The sequence below is a fragment of the bacterium genome (assembly GCA_035307765.1).
Lineage (GTDB): Bacteria > Sysuimicrobiota > Sysuimicrobiia > Sysuimicrobiales > Segetimicrobiaceae > Segetimicrobium.
The window spans coordinates 22507-37055 of record DATGHU010000033.1; the positions used below are offsets into that span (position 1 = coordinate 22507).

Genomic DNA, 14549 nt, shown 5'->3' on the forward strand with positions numbered 1-14549 from the left:
CCCTCCCCCCAAGGGAAACGGCGGCCGTGCTTCGAAGGGCATAGCGGTCACGACGCAGAGAGGAGCGCGCCCATGCCAGGCCGTCACTTCCTGCAGATCCCCGGCCCGACCAACGTCCCGGATCGGATCCTCCGGGCCATGGACCGCCCCGTGCCCGACCATCGCGGACCTGAGCTCCCGCCGCTCGTCGCCGAGATCCTGACCGGGCTGAAGCGGGTCTTCCAGACCGCGCGCGGGGAGATCGTCCTCTATCCGGCGTCGGGAACCGGCGCCTGGGAAGCCTCCCTGGTGAACACCGTCAGCCCGGGCGACCGGGTGCTCGCCTTCAACAACGGATACTTCAGCCACCTCTACGCTGAGGTCGCCCGGCGGCTGGGGGCAGTGGTGAACGAAATCGATCTCACCTGGGGAGACGGCATCCCGCCCCGGCTGGTGCACGACCTGCTCGCCCAGGACGCCGCGGGGACGTATAAGGCGGTCCTCGCGGTGCACAACGAAACCTCGACCGGGGTCACCTCCGACCTCAAAGCGATCCGGGAAGCGATGCGCGCGGCGAAACATCCCGCCCTGCTATTGGTCGACGCCGTCAGCGGCCTGGCGAGCGTGGATCTCCGCTTCGACGAGTGGGAGATCGACGTCGCCCTCACCGGCAGCCAGAAAGGGCTGATGCTGCCCCCTGGGATGGCGATCCTGTGCGCGAGTCCGCGGGCGATCGAGGCGAGCGCGCGGGTCACGACGCCGCGGTACTTCTTCGACTGGCGACCGGTTTTGGAGGAAAGCCGGCGCGGGTACTTCCCCTACACGCCGGCGACGCTCCTGCTCTACGGTCTGCGCGAGGCGGTCCGGATGCTTCTGGAAGAGGGGCTCCCCAATGTCTTCGCCCGGCACCGCCGCCTGGCGGGAGCCGTCCGCCGGGCGGTCACGGCCACCGGGCTGTCCATCCTGTGCCGCGACCCCGTGCTCTCCTCGCCCAGCCTGACCACGGTGCTCGTCCCCGAGCACGCGGACGCCGACGCCGTGGTGCGCGCGGGGGCGGCCCGCCTCAACCTCGCGCTCGGGACCGGGCTCGGCCGCCTCAAAGGAAAAGCGTTCCGGATCGGGCACCTCGGCGCCCTCAACGAGCTTGAGGTCCTCGCCACCATCGGCGGAATGGAGATGGCATGTGCCGTGGCCGGCATCCGCCTGCCCCTCGGCGCCGGTCTCACGGCCTGCCTGCACGCGCTCATGGAGCAACACGCCCCGGCCGCCGCGGCGATCTGACGGCAGGCGGACCACTCGCCGCCGGCGCCGCGGACACGGTCCAAACCACCGCGGGAACACCGCGCACCTGCTCGACCCGCTCCCCGCTGCGACGAGCACCGCGGCGAACCGGGAGCACCGGATGCTCACGCGGTGACGGGGATCGGCTCCCCGTTGACGCCCGTGTGCCCGTGACGATCGACGCGCCGCGTGCCGCCCCGCCCCGGGACGCCGGGGCGGGCTACAGGTTCTCGATGGGGACGGGCTCGATCGGGTCCGCCGGCGAAAATCGAAACACCCGCGAGTAAAAGTACAGTTCACCGTCCAGCGCCCGCTTGATGTTCTCCGCGCGGCGAAACCCGTGCTGCTCTCCCTCGAAGGCCAGATAGGCCACGGGGAGTCCCTTCGCCCTGAGCGCCGCGACCATCAGCTCCGCCTGATTCGGCGGCACGATCTTGTCGTCGAGCCCCTGGAAGAGAATCATCGGGCAGGCAATCCGATCGACGGAGTGGATCGGCGACCGCTCGCGGTAGCGCTCCCGCATCTCGGGGTAGGGGCCGACCAACCGCTCGAGGTAGCGGGACTCGAACTTGTGGGTGTCCCGCACGAAGACCTCGAGGTCGCCGATGCCGAAGTGGCTCGCCCCCGCCTTGAAGACGGATCGAAACGCCAGCGCGCACAGGGTCGTGTACCCTCCCGCGCTCCCCCCGCGGATGATCAGCCGGGTGCCATCGACCAGCCCGCGCCGCACCATCTCCCGCGCGCCGTTGACGCAATCATCCACGTCGACCACGCCCCATTCCCCGTTGAGCCGCTCGCGGTACCGGCGGCCGTAGCCGGTGCTACCCCCGTAGTTCACGTCGAGGAAGGCGAAGCCCCGGCTGGTCCAGTACTGAACCCCCAGGTCGAGCGTGGCGGAGGCCGCGCCGGTCGGGCCGCCGTGGCTCCGGACCAGGAGCGGGGGCTTCTCGCCGTCGGGCGCCGCAAAGTCCCGGTTGCGCGGGGGGTAAAAGAACCCGTGCGCCGTCTGCCCACCCTCGGTCGGGAATTCGACCGGTTCCGCCAGAGAGAGGTATCCGGGATCGACCGTGATTTCCCCCGAACGGCGCAGCACCTCCGTTCGACGGGAAGCCAGATCGATCCGAAGAATCGCCGTGGCGGCGCTCGGGGACCCGGCCCCCAGGACGACGTATCCCGGCCCGGCGCGCACGCTCCACACCTCGGAGAAGGACGGTTCGATCGCCTCGAGTCCACCACGCGCCGCGTCCAACACCCCCAGGTGCCACATCCCTCGTGCCTTGTGGGCGCAGATGATGCGGCCGGGGCCGTCGAAGCCGTAGGTAGACATCCCGAACACCCACTGCGCCGTCCCAAACTCCCCGGCCATGCCACACAGCGGCTCGACCTGCCCGCCACGCCACCGGTAGAGATTCCACCACCCCGTCCGATCGGAGACAAAGTGGAGGACGCCGTCGGGCGACCACTCCGGCTGAAAGATCGACTCCCGCTCGCCCCCCGCGATCAACTCGCTCCGCCCCAATCCCCCGTCGTCCCGGACCTCCGCGGTCCACAACTCGGTCCCGTCCCAGGGCATGTTGGGATGGCGCCAGGTGAGCCAAGCCAATCGCGACCCGTCGGGGCTGAGGCGGGGGTTGGAGTAAAAGTCGTTGCCGGAGACGAGCACGCGCCCCGCAGAGGGACGGCGCAGGTCGATTCGCACGAGCGTATTCACCGCCTCGCGCGCCGGATCGGTGTGGTCCTCGCGCACACAGACCAGGCCCTCACGCGGCCGGTCGATGATCGCATCGGCGTACCGCCACTGCCCGGGGGGGGTCAGCGGCTCGGGGGCCCCCCCGGGGGCCCGTCGATACAGACGGTGGTCCCCAAAATGCGAAAAGTACACGGTCCCTCCCGCGGCGAGGAACGCCCCCCCGCCGTATTCGTGCACGCGGGTGCGGGCGTTGAACTGGGGGGGGACGACATCCTGCGTCCGCCCGTCCGGCGTGCGGCGGACAACGGTGCTCCTGCCGCCCTCGGTCGGGCGCGTCTCCACCCAATAGATGTCCTCGCCGTCGACGGCGATCTCCCCGAGCCCAACCGTGTGGGATACGATCAGGTCTGAGGTGACGGGGGATTTCCACGAACCGTGGGGCGCGATGCGGCGATCGGGCATGCGAGTGCTCCTCTGCCTATGGATGGCGGGCGGATCTTGCACCGCCCGGTTCAGCCGGCCGCACGGGGTGGAGGCGGAGACCTTGGACAGCACCACGCCGGGTTTGAAAGCCGATCGGGTCAGGACCGAATCATGCCGACCGCCAGCCGGACGGAGCCGCCCACGCGGCGACGACAATGCTTACGCCGCCGCCGGCGCGCGGTCCTGCGCTGTGAAATGCCCCAAATCGACGTGAAGAGAAGAAGCTGTCAGTGCCGACAGACGCTCACGGGTTAGGGGGTCGCCGAGGGGTGACCGTCCCGATAGAGCCACCGGTACATGCCGGCGGACTGGAGCACCGTCTTCACGTACAACCGGGTTTCGGTGTACGGAATCTCCTCGACAAACGCATCGGGGTCAAACACGCCCCGCCGCGCCTCCCAGCCCCGGACCGCCTCGGGGCCCGCGTTGTAGGCGGCGATGGCCAGATCGACCCTGTTGAACAGGTGAAGGAGCTCCTCCAACACCACGGCCCCCAACGAGATGTTGGTCTGCGGGTCAACGAGTCCCCGCAGATCCGGCGCCGGCATCCCGGCCAGACGGGCCGCGCCCTTCGCCGTTCCCGGCAGCAGCTGCATCAGTCCATACGCGTTGGCGGGTGAGACGGCATTGGGATCGAACCGGCTCTCCTCGCGGATGATCCCCGCCACGAGATAGGGATCGACCCCGGTTCGCCCGGCCGCGCGCGTCACGGTCTCCCAAAACGCCTGCGGGTATAGGCCTTCCCAGAGCAGCAGCGGCAGCCCGCGTCCGGAGCCACCGGCGGCGTCGCGCACCTGCTCGGCCATCGCAATCGCTCGACCGACATCGCCTTGCTGGGCGTAGCGCTGGCTGAGGCGCGCCCCGATGCTTTCACGATACTTCGACGGGACCGATGCCGCGGCCGCGGTCAACTCCATCGTCGCGTCATCGATCTGCGCGAGCGCGTCCAGCTCGCGAAACTTGTCGAACGACGGGACTTCTCCCAAAGGCGGATCCGCAAGCGGCGTCACGGTCGCCCTGATCGGTTGGTTGAGCCGCGCCGCTCCCCGCTGTCCGTAATACGAATCGGGGTACTCGGCGGCGACGCGCCGGTACCCATCCTGCGCCTGGTCCTTCTGCCCGAGCGCCTCGGCCGCGCGCCCCGCCCAGTACAGCGCCGCGGGGGCGGCCTCCCCGCCCCGCTCCTGGGCCACGCGCATCCAGGCGGAGCGGGCGGGGCCGAGCTCGTGCGACCGGAACCGCACCCACCCCACCGCCCACAACGCCCGCTGCCCCCACAGGGTGCCGGGGAACCGCTCCCCGGCCTCGCGGAAAAGCCCCATCGCCGGGCCGAGCGCCCCCCGATCTTGGCGCACTTCCCCGATCGCGAACAGGGACCGCGGAGCGAGCGAGGAGCCGGGATAGTCCTTGATCAGCTCTCGGGCGATTGCCAGCGCGTCGCCCTCGCGATCCCGCCGCAACGCGATCCGCTCGAGATAGTACAGCGAGTCGTCGCCGTGCGATCGATGGAGGTTCACGACCCTGCGAAAGTCGGAGCCGGCGTCATCGAGATGGCCGCTCTGGAACGCCATGACCCCGAGCTGGTACAGGGCGTCGTCCGCGACCCGCCAACCGTCGGGCATGCCGAGCACGCGCTGGAGCTCGGCCCGCGCCGGAGCGAAGTTTCCCCCGCCCATGTCGGCCAGCGCGCGTCCGTAGAACACCTCGGGGGGGGTGGTGTCGGACGGCAGAGGATGGACCGCCGCCAGGGCCTGCAGACGGGTCCACGCCGGCTTCCAGAATGGGCTGCCCTCGAATCCCCAGCGGACCCGGCGGTACGCCTGCGCCGCCTCCGCCCAACGATTGGACTGCAACAGCGCTTCGCCCATGTCGAACCACGCCTGCGCGGCGTGGGCCCCCTGCCCGTACGCCTCCAGGTATCGATGGAAGGCGTCCGGCGTGTCGGGGGCATGGATGCCCCAGAGGCTCTCGGCCTCCCAGAACAGCGCGAGGCCGCGCAGCGAACTCGTGGCGAATCGCGTCAAGAGATCCTGAAACTCTTGCGCGGCGGCGTTGTAATCACCGGCGTGAAACGCGGCCACCGCCCGGTAGTAGATCGCGTGATCGGCAAGGACGGGGAGCTTCGTCTCGGCCTCGCTGAACGCGGACTCGGCCAGCGCAAACTTCTCCATCTGCAGGTTGATGATCCCGAGCAGATAGGCCGCCCGGCCGCCGTTGACGCCGGGGTCCGATTCCAGAGCATCGAGCACGATGCGGGCCTGAGCGAGGTGACCGAGGCTGTACGCCTCCACGGCGTTTTTGAGGTCTTCGTCAGGCGTGGCGAGCGCACGGATGGGCCCCGTCAGCCCAAGTCCGAGGATCAACCCCACGGCGATAACGGTGCGCGTCCCCACACCTCCTATGAGTGCCATGATCGCGCTCGCGATAGACCGTGGGAACACCATCCGGCGGTCGGGGTCGAATGAATCAGAGGAAACCCGGGCGGCGCCGGGTGTCAAAATCTCGGTCGAGGTGTTCGACGGTCTTCGCGGCCCCCCCTGCGGAGGGCCCGGGTGGGGCGCGCTACTTGCCGGCGCCCTGCGAGTAGATCGCCCGGAGGCTGCTGAGGTAGAGCACGCCGTGCGGGGCGCGGGTCGGATCGGTCTCCACGACGTAAAACGACGTCCACGTGATCGGGTAGGTGAGCCCCGCGGGCAGCTGGGCCGTCACCGAGCGCCATCCCACCCAGGTCACGCGGCGTGCAAAGGTGACGGTGCCGGGGGGACCGCTGGCCTGGTCATACGTCCCCCGGAGCCAGACCCCGCTCCCATCGCCATGTACCCAGAGCGTCATCCCCGTGGGCGTGCCGGTGAGGCCGAGTCGGGTCATCAGGTACGCCGCTCGGGTGGTCGGCCCATCGAGACGGAACGCCAGCTCCGCGGATGGACGATGCGCATGACTGGGGGCGGTGACCAGGGCAACCGAGCCGGTGACGCTGTCCGGGTACCCACGAAACGCCCAGTCTCCGCGATCGAATTGGGACACAGGCCGCGCGGCGCTCCCGATCGCGACGTGCACCTGAGCCGCCACACCGCCGAGGTGAACGCTGATCGTCCCCTTCCCGGGTCTGTCCCCCGCGACGAACTCTCCAGGCGCCGCGATGGTGCCGAGGGCGGGCGGGTTCACGACCCACGTTCCGGAAGCGGTCGGCAAGATCACCGGGTGGCCCTCGGCGTCGAGTCCCGAGAGCGCGAAACTCCATCCGGCGCCCGGGACCAGCGTGACCGACTCCGGGCTGACCACGACGCGCCTCAGGCGATTCACCACGACAACCCGGACCGATCCCGCTGCCGGTCCGCTTTGCACCTGGAGCACACCGTCGCCGGGAGCGGTGCCCGCGGTGAGGACCCCGTTGGTGTACGTCGCAATTGGCGGCAGCGCCGAGACCTGAAGCGGCTCCGGCGGGGGCACCGGGTTGCCCTGCGCGTCGACACCGATCGTCAGCAGGGATGCCGCCGCCCCGGCGAAAAGGTACAGCGGTTGGTTGGCGTTAACCATGAGCCTGACGGCCGCACCGGGCACGGACGTGCTCTGGATGAGCAGCGCATCGGCGACCGGGCGCTCCCGGCCGTCGGAGGGGGAGTTGACGACGGTCGGCGCGGGTTGCCCCGGAAGCCGGGCGACGAGGGTGGCCGATCCGCCGCTGTCAAAGGCCATCGCCTGGTAGGCACCGAGCCACTGCATGTAGGCGCCGAACTGGGGCCGGGTGAGCCCGATGCTGAGGTTCGGCTGGCGGCCGTCGACCTCGACGAACGTGAGCGTGCGGCCGTCCCGCGCGATGCCGACGGCGATCACCGGGTTGCGGTGGTCGCGCTCCTGCGGCGACGGGGCATCGGGGTCGTCGACCACCTGCCCGTTCTGCACGAGCACCGGCCCGCCCCCGATGATCCCCTGGAAGTCCCGCCAGTCGGGATCCGTCGTCAGGTTCAGCTGGACGACCGCGCCGGCGGTGAGCTTCTGCGTGAGCCAATCCGCACCGCTCCCCCGGCCGAGAAGGATGACCTCGCCCTTGGGGAAAGGCGCGTAGAACGCCTGTTGCGGCCACACCTGCTTGACGAAGTACCGGCCCGAATCGGGCAGGCCCGACCCGGCCAGAGGCGTCACCGAATCCGGCTTCACGAGCAAGGGGCTGGAATCGTCGGCCGGACTCAGCTCCACGACCATCTGTCGCACGCCCGAATCCGGCGGGGGAGCGCCAAACCCGCGCACGTCGGAGAGGGCGACCACCCCGTCCGTCGGCAACGCGCTATTGTAGCCGTCGAGGGGATGCGTCTCTCCGGTCTCGGGCAGCGCGACGGTCCCGGTCCACCGGAACCGGACGATGCGGGCGGTCCCGTCCTTCCCGATGGCCAGGGCCACGAACCGCCACGGGCTGCGGAGCAACCCCTCGTCGCGGACGAGGATGTTGAGCGGGATCCCCGACCCGCCGATATCAAAGTAGTCCGCGTTGACGCCTGCGATCGCCCCGTTCCGCAGCACGAGCGAGGAGGTCGTCTCATCATCGCTCATCAACCGGTCGTGGGCCAGCGCCGTGGTCACGCGGACCGTGGGGTTGTTAAGGTCCACCCGGAGGTGGTGGATTTCGAGCGGTCCGTCCGTCGTGGTGAGGCCGAAGTGGCTGTAGAGCACGCCCGAGGCGACGGGGACGGTGAAGCCTGAGGAGAACAGCACCGCCGGCCAGTTGGCCGGGAGCGACTGCGCCAGGCCCCGACCGGCGAGACCGAGGCATGAGACGAACACCAGCCAACCGAGGAAACGACGATGTCTGGGTGAGCACATTCGGCGACCCGTCCGATGCTGCAACGTCTGCGTCAACCGATCCATTCGCCGCTCGGCGGCGCCGTCCTGCCTTGGCGACGATTTTTGCGGCGCCGATCGCTCGCAACACCAGGAGACCGCCGGCATCCCGACGAAGCGCCGTCGAGTGTCCGCTGAAGATCGCCACGCCCCGGCCTGGACCCTTTGGCTCCTGCTGGCAGGGGGGACTGTGCTGCTGGCCGGGATGCCGCTGCCCCTCACCGACGGCGTGACCGCCTTCTACGGGAAGATCGCCAAGAACATCCTCGCCTCGGGCGACTGGCTCACCCTCCATCACCGGATCATGCCGGTCGTGGACAAACCGCCCATGACGTTCTGGCTGATGAGCGCCTGCATGGCGGTGTTCGGCACCGGGGAGTGGGTCCTCCGGGTCTGGCACATCGGCCTCGCCATCGCGACGGTGCTGACCACGTTCGCGCTGGCCCGCCTCGCCCTGCCCCGGCCTCAGGCGCTCCTTTCCGCCCTCATTCTGTTGACGACGATGCAGTTCTTCTATCAAAGCCTTGTCCCGGAGCAACACATTCCGCTCACGCTCTTCGTCACGCTGGCCGTCTACGGGTTCCTTCGGTGGGAGCGCGGAGCCCCCGGCGCCGCTGCCGTCCTCGCCTCGTGCGCGGTGGCCTGCGCCGTGCTGTCGATCGGCCTCGCCGGCCTGGTGATGCCGGTGCTGATCGTCGGCGCCCACCTCATGGTCGACCGCCCCCGTCTCCCCCCCCGCCCGCTCCCCGTGGCCATCCTCGCGGTCCTCGTCTTCCTCGGCCTGACCGCTCCTTGGTTCGTCATCGGGATCCTCCGCCAGGGCCGACCGTTTGCCGACACCTTCTTTCTCGGCGGCACCCTCGGCGTGGGACGGTACTTCCATCACGTGCAGACCTCGCCGACCACGGTACCCTGGTGGGCCGGGTTCGGGGCGTACGTGCTGCTGGTCCCCCTCGGATTCCTTCCGTGGACCGGGTGGCTGTGGCCGGCGCTGAGGGGCGGGTGGGCAGCCAGGCGCGAGGAACCCCTGCTCTGGACCTGCACGCTGTGGGTCATCGTGGTGCTGGGGTTCCTGTCCCTCTCCCTGGGAGACAAATCGAGCCGGTACATCCTCCCGGTCTTTCCCCCGCTCGCGGTGCTGGCCGGGCACGCGCTGGGCCAGCCCCGGTGGGCGAAACAGGCGGCCGCGGTTTCGCTCGCCGCGGCCCTGCCGCTGCTGGGCGTCGTGGCCGTCGTCCCTTTTTGGAAGTTTCCCGAGGAGTCTCGACACTACGCCCCGCTCTTCTGGGCGTTCCTCCCACCGTTCGCTCTGGCGCTCGCCAGCTATGCGGCCCTCACGTTTCTGGGCCGTCCGCGGAGGGCGATCGTGGTGCTGGCGGCGATGACGCTGCTCGCCTACGGGCTGGCGATGGCGATGCTGGCCCGAACGTGGGACCAGATCTCACCGTGGCGACCGCTCGCGCGGATCATCAACGCCATCCCGGTCGCCGATGCTCAGGTGCTGGTCCTGGGGGCATTCAATGAGTTCGCCGACTACTACATCGACAGGCCGGTCGAGTTCGTGAACGGGGATACGCTCGCCCGAGCCTGGCGGGGGGGACGCGTCCTGGCCATCGTGCCGGAGGCCGCCGCAGGATCGCCCGTCCTGCCCACGCCCACGGTCCTCGCCATCACCCCGAGCGGCCTCGCGCTTGTCAGCAACTTCCCAATTTCCCCGCCGCGGTGAAGCGGCGGGCTACTTCTTCTTTGGAGCCGCCGGGGCCGGGGCCGTCTTCGTCGGGGCGCCTGACTGCGGGGTCGGCTTCACCGGCTGAGCGAGCCCCAGGAACGTCTTCACCGAGCCCGGGAGGCTGTCGAAGGCGTTCGCGGCCAAGTGGTACTGGAGCGCCAGCGCCGGATCCGTGGCGAGCCACCCGCCCTTCGGCTCTTTGTACACCTGCACGAGAAACTGCGCGTCGGCGGCACCGTCGGTCTGAATCTCAAACGCCGGTGTCCCGGACGGCGCCGAGGCGAGGGGCTCCACCTTGTCGGCATCGGTGAGGTTCATGGTCGAGAACAAAGAAGAGATGTCGGCGTCGGAGAGCCCGCCGCCGGTAAAGCCCGGCCCCTGGCGCCGGACGGCCAGGGTTTGGGCGCCGCGGCGCCAGGTGAGGCTGGTGAGGTCCTGGCTATTGTATGGAAGGAGTCGCCGGCTGACGAGCGACAGCGCATCCGGGGTCTCCTTTCCGACGATCGAACCGTCGAGCTCCAGGACCGCCTGCGAGCCGGCGGCCGCCGCGTAGGCGATCTTCCCCCGCTGGGCGAGGAGGATCCGCAGCGGCTCGGGATGGTCCTTCACCGTCACATCGATGGTCACCGCGGGGTGATCCAGTCCGTAGGCGGAAAGGTCCGTCGTCCCGTCGTGGAACACCTTGGCCTCGGTGGTCGTGAGCGGGAAAAAGAGGTCCGTCACCTTGAAATCGTCGGCCGGCCATGCGTGCGGGCCCTCGATCTTCCACCGGTCCGGGCCCAGCCGATCGACGACCAGCGTCCCGGTCGGCGAGACGATTCGGACTTTCTGGACGTCGGCGTTCGCGAAGTCCGCGACCGTCTTCTGACGGAGGTCGGTCGCCGACTTGGCCAAGGCATCCCGGGTGGAGCTGTCGATCTCATAAATCTTCCCCCCCGGCTGCACGCGCGCGTACGACACCGACCCGACCGGAGCGGGTTTGCCGATTTCGAGCGAAACGGTCTGTCCCTTGGACGCGCCGAGCGTAATCTGCGCGGTGGGGGCGTCGAGTCCGTAGGCATGAACGTCACCCCCCGTGCCGAGCGTTTGCGTCGGCACGACACCCGTGATGGTGTCGAGCAGGCCGCTCACCGCGAAGGACGCCGCCGGGACCTTGATCGGACGGGTCAGCTCCCAGTGGGTGGCGTCTCGGCGGGAGAGCTCGACCTGGCCCTTGGAAGAGACCAGGGCGATCGTGGTGATATCCTTGCTCGCCAGCTGCACGAGGTGCTTCGCCTCTTCCGCCCGCTGCGCTTGCGGTCGGTCGACGAGGAAGATGTATCCGATGACGATGGCGAGCGCAACGGCAAGGCCAACCGTGATCCGGGGGCTCACAGGCTTCTCCTTCTAAAGTAGACCGTGCCGCCAAGCAGCAGGAGGGCAAGCGGAAGCGCAACCACGCTGCCCAAAAACAGGTAGCGCCCTTGGGTCCCCGCGATGATGAACGCGTCAAAGGGGGAGGTGCGCGGGGCGATGCTCACGAGGTCGCCGGACTGCGTCAACCACGCCACGGCGCTCGTAAAGAGGTCACGGTTCCCCACCAGTCCGATGTAGGTGTTTCGGATGAACGCGCTGTTGCCGAAAATCACCGCCGATCCCTTGGGGGCCGCCGCTGCGGGCGGCTGGGGTCCGGACGCGGTCGCGTCCGGTTTCTTGGCGGGGGTCGGGGGGGCGCTGGGCGCGGGGGCCACCTCAACCGCCAGCGTGGCCGGGCCCTTGACGTCGGTCCCCGGTTCGAACCGGAGGTTGTCGGTGTTCAGATTGACTTTGACGTAACTCGCGTCCGAGCTCTTCACGACCGGCGTCACCGTCAGTCCCAGCGTTTTGGCCTGCGGGGCCAGCGGGGTGCTCAGCGGAAACGCGGTGGCGACGGTAAAGTTCTGCGTGATGTCGTTGAACGGATACTGGGTGACGATCGGAACCCGCGGGTCCCCGCCCAGGAGCCGGGAGACGGGGTCGATGACGACGCCGCCGGGGGCGGCAACATGAAAGGTGGTTTCGAGCCATGTCCGGATCCCCGAGGGCGTCTGGGGATCGATCAAGATCAGTAGCTTCCCCCCGTTCGCGAAGTACCGGTCGAGGGCGTCCCGCTCCTGAGGGAGAAAGTCTCGGGTGGGCGAAGGGACCACCACCGCGTTCGCATCGTCCGGCACCTGGCCGGTCTGAACGAGCAGCAGGGGCTTGACGTCAAACCCCTTACCCGTCAGCGCCTGCTTCACCGTCCCCATCCCGTTCCGGGTAAAGTCATCGAGCGGGGCTTCGCCCTCGCCCTGGAGCGCATAGACGACCTTTTTTGACGTCTGCAGAAGATGCAGCAGCCCGTTCGTCAGCTGTTCCTCGGTGTCCGAATCGACGGTGTAGGAGGCCTTCCCGCGGGTGAGGACGATCTGCCCGTAGGAGGTGATCTTGTACTTCTGGGCGTCCGCGGGATTGCGATCGGGGTCCACGATCCGGTATTGGAAGTTCTTCGAGTAGTATTGATAGATGGTGAGGAACTGCCGGTAACTCGACGCCGTGTCCGCGTTGGGGAAGGCCACCGCGTCCACCGGACCGGGCAGGGATCGGAGCACCTTGATCGTTTGGGGCGAGAGCGAGTGCTCGCGGGTTGCGGTCAAGTCCCAGCGCGTGTGGTGTTCGCTTCCCAGGTAGTTCAAGGCGGCGAGAAGGGCCGCGATGAGCACCGCGGAGACCAGTGCGTTGGCCGTCAACAGGGTGTTGCGCCGCTGCATCGCCCTACCTCCACTTCCGGGACTCGAGCGCGAGGATCCCCAGGAACAAGAAGAATCCTCCCAGGCTGAGGAAGAAGACGATATCCGTCGTGTCGATGACCCCTGTCGCCATGTTCTGGAAGTGTGAGGAGACCGACAACGCGGAGAGGACCTGCTGCACCCCCGTGCTGGAGTTCTGCTGAGCGAAGCCCAGGACGTAGAACATCAACAGTAGCCCGAATCCGATCGCGGCGGACACGATCTGGTTTTCGTTGAGGGTCGAGGCAAACAATCCGATGGCGAGCATCGCCCCTCCCAGCAGCACCAGCCCGAGATACGTCGCCGCGAGCAATCCCCAATCCAACCGCCCGATCAACGCGAGACCGAGAGGCATGTACGTGCTGATCGCCAAGAGGACGCCGAAGAGGAGGAGGACCGCAAGGTACTTCCCCAACACGATCGCCGTGGTCGTGACCGGGGAGGTCGCCAGCAACTCCATGGTGCGGGCCCGATCCTCCTCGGAGACCAGCCGCATGGTGAGCACGGGCACGAGCAGCATCAAGATGAACACCGTATCGCCGTAGAGCGGGCTGAAGATGATCCGTGTCGGGTTGAAATCCGGCGGCGGCGTTCCCTGCAGCTGCAGGACTTGCAACGTGTAGACCCCGACCAACGAGAAGTACAGCCACCCCATGATGACAAAGAACATCGCGAGCGCCACGTAGGCGATCGGTGAGCTGAACAGCTGCCGGAGCTCCTTGCGGGCAATGATCAACGTCCCCCTCATGTGCGGTGATCCTCCGGCGCCTCCTCGTGCGTCACCAACTTCAAGAACACGTCCTCCATGCTCATCGCCAACGGACGGAGCTCCAACAGGCCCACCCCCGCCTCAACGATCATCCGGGCGATCGTCTCGCGCAGGTCTTTGCCCAGGGCCGCTTCGACGATAACCTCCCCTTTCGCGGCGCCGTGGGTGACGTGCACCACTCCCGGGAGCGCCGCGAGGCGCCCGCTCAGTCCGCCGTCGGGGCGGGCGACCCGCACCAGGGTCTTCTCCGATCGTCGAAGCCGCGCGGCCAACTGCTCGTAGGTGTCGACGGCCACGATGCTGCCCTGGTTAATGATGATCACCCGATCGCACACCGCGGTCGCTTCGGGGAGGATGTGGGTGCTGAGAATGATGGTGTGGTTCCCGCGCAGGCCTTTGATGACGTTTCGAATCTCAACGATCTGGCGCGGATCCATCGCCGACGTCGGCTCGTCGAGGATCAGCACGTCGGGGTCGTGCACGATCGCGTGGGCCAGTCCTACCCGCTGGCGGTACCCTCGGGAGAGGTTGCGGAGCAGCCGATCGGCGACCTCGGCGACCGCGCAGAGCGAGATCGCCCGGTCCACGGCCGCGTCGACCCGGCGCCGCTCCACCCCCTTCAGCCTGGCCACGAACCGCAGGTACTCACGGGTGGTCAGGTCGTCGTAGAGAGGCACGGTCTCGGGCAGGTACCCCAAATGCCGCTTGGCCTCGAGGGGTTTTTGCACCACGTCAAATCCCGCCACGGTCGCCCGCCCCGCGGTGGGGGCGAGGAACCCGGTGAGAATCCGCATCGTCGTGGTCTTCCCCGCTCCGTTCGGTCCCAGGAATCCAAGGATCTCGCCTGGCTTCGCCTGGAACGACACGTCTCGAATCGCCCAGCGCTCGCCGTAGTTGCGGGACAATGAGTCGGCCTGGATCACGATCCTGACTCCCTTTCGCGCGGCCTGAAATGCCCCGGCCAAACCGCGATCGGATCGCAGGAATGCCAGGGAG

General features: G+C 68.4%; 9 protein-coding genes. 2 read left to right on the forward strand and 7 right to left on the reverse strand.

Annotated features, from left to right (window positions below):
• Positions 1–72: 72 nt before the first annotated feature.
• The gene (locus tag VKV57_10730; protein HLW60382.1) at positions 73–1260 is read left to right on the forward strand and encodes an aminotransferase class V-fold PLP-dependent enzyme; all 1188 of its coding nucleotides are present in this window, start codon (positions 73–75) and stop codon (positions 1258–1260) included.
• A 220-nt stretch (positions 1261–1480) separates the two neighbouring features.
• Here VKV57_10730 and VKV57_10735 read toward each other — a convergent pair whose 3' ends face one another.
• The 3 genes from VKV57_10735 to VKV57_10745 form a co-directional block, all read right to left on the reverse strand.
• Complete coding sequence (locus VKV57_10735) at positions 1481–3412, reverse strand: S9 family peptidase (protein ID HLW60383.1); 1932 nt, start codon at positions 3410–3412, stop codon at positions 1481–1483.
• A gap of 272 nt (positions 3413–3684) precedes the next feature.
• Entirely contained in the window at positions 3685–5844 is a 2160-nt protein-coding gene (locus VKV57_10740; GenBank protein HLW60384.1) for a transglycosylase SLT domain-containing protein, read from the reverse strand.
• Positions 5845–5995: 151 nt separating this feature from the next.
• Positions 5996–8212: a phosphodiester glycosidase family protein gene (locus VKV57_10745; protein HLW60385.1), complete on the reverse strand. Its 2217-nt coding sequence runs from the start codon at positions 8210–8212 to the stop codon at positions 5996–5998.
• A gap of 184 nt (positions 8213–8396) precedes the next feature.
• Between VKV57_10745 and VKV57_10750 the strand changes: the two genes are divergently transcribed.
• Positions 8397–9995: a glycosyltransferase family 39 protein gene (locus VKV57_10750; GenBank protein ID HLW60386.1), complete on the forward strand. Its 1599-nt coding sequence runs from the start codon at positions 8397–8399 to the stop codon at positions 9993–9995.
• Between the two features lie 9 nt (positions 9996–10004).
• Here VKV57_10750 and VKV57_10755 read toward each other — a convergent pair whose 3' ends face one another.
• From VKV57_10755 to VKV57_10770, 4 genes are read right to left on the reverse strand one after another with little or no spacing between them, the layout of a single operon-like run.
• On the reverse strand, positions 10005–11372 hold the full coding sequence (locus VKV57_10755; protein ID HLW60387.1) for a DUF4340 domain-containing protein: 1368 nt from the start codon (positions 11370–11372) through the stop codon (positions 10005–10007).
• The gene (locus tag VKV57_10760) at positions 11369–12766 is read right to left on the reverse strand and encodes a GldG family protein (GenBank protein ID HLW60388.1); all 1398 of its coding nucleotides are present in this window, start codon (positions 12764–12766) and stop codon (positions 11369–11371) included. Before VKV57_10760 ends, VKV57_10755 begins: the two co-directional genes overlap by 4 nt.
• A 4-nt stretch (positions 12767–12770) precedes the next feature.
• Positions 12771–13532: an ABC transporter permease subunit gene (locus VKV57_10765; GenBank protein HLW60389.1), complete on the reverse strand. Its 762-nt coding sequence runs from the start codon at positions 13530–13532 to the stop codon at positions 12771–12773.
• Complete coding sequence (locus VKV57_10770; GenBank protein ID HLW60390.1) at positions 13529–14476, reverse strand: ATP-binding cassette domain-containing protein; 948 nt, start codon at positions 14474–14476, stop codon at positions 13529–13531. Before VKV57_10770 ends, VKV57_10765 begins: the two co-directional genes overlap by 4 nt.
• Positions 14477–14549 lie beyond the last annotated feature (73 nt).